3 protein-coding genes are annotated in these 2,765 nt (G+C 38.0%); all 3 read left to right on the top strand.

All coding sequences use genetic code 11. The features are described from left to right. On the top strand, positions 1 to 1,512 hold a 1,512-nt coding region (locus ACY65O_RS16480), incomplete at its 5' end, for a TRCF domain-containing protein (protein ID WP_462221957.1). Between the two features lie 39 nt (positions 1,513 to 1,551). Next, positions 1,552 to 2,370: an MFS transporter gene (locus ACY65O_RS16475; RefSeq protein ID WP_462221956.1), complete on the top strand. Its 819-nt coding sequence runs from the start codon at positions 1,552 to 1,554 to the stop codon at positions 2,368 to 2,370. Further along, positions 2,286 to 2,765, top strand: a 480-nt coding sequence (locus ACY65O_RS16470) for an MFS transporter (RefSeq protein WP_462221958.1), incomplete at its 3' end; no start/stop codon positions are given. The genes ACY65O_RS16475 and ACY65O_RS16470, both read left to right, overlap by 85 nt.

Here is a 2,765-nt window from a genome sequence, read left to right as displayed (position 1 = left end):
CCTACAACTATTCTTGCGTATCAACATTATAAAACTTTTGGCGAACGCTTAAAAGATTTTCCGGTAACAGTAGATTTTATCAACCGCTTTAAATCTTCTAAAGAAAAAAAAGAAACACTTGCAAAATTAGCCGAAGGGAAAATTGACATTATCATCGGCACACATGCATTGCTGAGTAAAGATGTTAAGTTTAAGGATTTGGGTGTAATGATAATTGATGAGGAACAAAAATTTGGTGTAGCTGCTAAAGAAAAATTAAAACAAATAAGGGCAACGGTTGATTCGCTTACACTAACGGCCACCCCAATCCCAAGAACTTTACAGTTTAGTTTGATGGGTGCACGGGACCTTAGTATAATTAACACACCACCGCCAAACCGGCAGCCCATACAAACCGAAGTAATGGTATTTAATGAAAATGCCATCCGTGATATTATTTATTACGAAACGGAAAGAGGCGGGCAGGTTTTCTTTATACATAACAGGGTTAATGGCCTTGCCGAAATGAAAGGATTGATACAGGGACTTTGCCCCGATATTAGTATTGCTTATGCCCATGGGCAAATGGATGGGGACGAACTGGAGGATACTATCCTGGACTTTATGGATAAAAAATATGATGTACTGGTGTGCACCAATATTGTAGAAAGCGGCGTGGATATCCCGAATGTAAATACCATCATTGTAAATAATGCACATCAATTTGGATTGAGTGATCTGCATCAACTAAGAGGCCGTGTGGGAAGAAGTAATAAAAAAGCATTTTGTTATTTGCTGGCGCCGCCAATGAGTACGCTCCCTCCCGACAGCAGAAAACGTTTATCAACTTTAGAACAGTACAGCGATTTGGGCAGTGGTTTTCAAATTGCCATGAGAGACCTTGATATACGTGGTGCTGGCAACATGCTGGGTGGCGAGCAAAGCGGATTTATTGCAGAGATTGGTTTTGAAATGTATCAAAAAATTTTAGACGAAGCCATCCGGGAATTAAAACGCACCGAGTTTGCAGCATTATACAAAGAAGAAATTCAGCAGCAGGATGATTTTGTTAGCGATTGCAGCATTGATACTGATCTGGAAATTCTTATTCCCGACAGTTATGTAGAAAGTATTACTGAAAGACTTTCTCTGTACTCAAGATTAGATAATTGTGAGAACGAAAAAGATTTAGAAGATTTTCATGCAGCAATGACCGACCGCTTTGGGCCCATACCACCGCAGGTAGAAGATTTATTTACTACAGTGCGGTGCAGAAAATTAGCAGTGGAATTAGGTTTTGAAAAAATGTTTTTAAAGAATGAAACCTTAAAATGTTTTTTTGTAAGCAACCCCGACAGTCCGTATTTTACCAGTGAAACCTTTAACGCCATTTTACAATTTTTGCAAAAAGGCACTAATAAAGCCAAACTAAAACAGGTGGGCAAAAATGGGATTCTTGTGGTAGAAGATGTAAAGACTATGAACAGTTTGCATTTATTTTTAAAACGGATGAGGGAGAGTATTTCTGCTTAAATTTGGTCTTACAATTTTTTGCTTCCATAACTTATCTGCATGACTAAAAAAGAATACGGCCTGCTATCGCTTCCTGTAATTGTTGCTGCTCTTGGTTTTTTTGTTGATATTTTTGATCTGTTGTTGTTTGGCATAGTACGTAAAAGCAGTTTTGCAGAGTTGGGTTTAGCGCCTGCCGAAATATTATCGAAAGGAGAATTAACCATAAGCATACAATTAATTGGAATGGTGATTGGAGGAATTGCCTGGGGCATTATTGGTGACAAATTTGGCAGACTAAAAGTTTTATTCGGCTCCATCTTACTATATTCCATTGCCAATATTGCTAATGGTTTTGTGCAGGATATAAATACCTATATCATTATAAGGTTTATTGCAGGCGTTGGTCTGGCTGGCGAACTGGGTGCAGGGATTACATTAACCGCAGAAATTTTACCCAAAGAAAAAAGAGGTTTGGCAGGAACAATAATTGCCACATGCGGTGTGCTCGGCGGTATTACTGCGGCGCTGCTGTCGAAAGTTGTTACAGACTGGCGCACACTTTATTTTATTGGCGGTGGCATTGGTTTAGTATTGCTGGCTTTACGGGTATCGGTTGCAGAAAGTACCATGTTTTCTTCCTTAGAAAAAACAAAGCTGCAGCGGGGCAATTATTTACAATTTTTCACCAACAAAGAAAGGTTTTTTAAATACGCAAAAGGAATGCTTATTGGTATGCCGGTTTGGTATTGCATTGGGATACTTATTTTTTTGCAGATGAATTTGCAAAGCAGATGGGCATTAGTGGCGTTACACCGGGTAATGCAATTTTGTTTCAATACATTGGCCTGGGCCTTGGCGATATATCAGCAGGATTAATAAGCCAGAAATTAAAAAGCCGAAAAAAGGCCCTGTACTTTTTTTATGGTGTGTTTATTTTTTTTATTATTCTTTTCTTTACACAACACAATAGCTCGCCAGAGTGGTTTTATTTTATTTGCTCAGGTTTAGGTTTTGGTTCGGGCATTTCGGTTTTGTATATTATTACCAGTGCAGAGCAGTTTGGTACTAATTTAAGGGCTTCAGCATCTACATCCATAACAAATTTTGTAAGAGGCTTTACGCCTTTGCTGTTTTTAATTTTTAGTTACCTGAGGAGCTACGAAAATATTGGTTATATAAAAGCTGCCTGGATAATTGGCATTGGTGTAATGATAATTTCTTTGTCAGCTTTATATTTTACCAAAGAAAGTTTTGGAAAAGATTTAGATTTT

Source organism: Ferruginibacter sp., from assembly GCF_031430955.1.
Taxonomy (GTDB): domain Bacteria; phylum Bacteroidota; class Bacteroidia; order Chitinophagales; family Chitinophagaceae; genus Ferruginibacter.
This window is presented reverse-complemented; position numbering and strand designations above follow the sequence as displayed.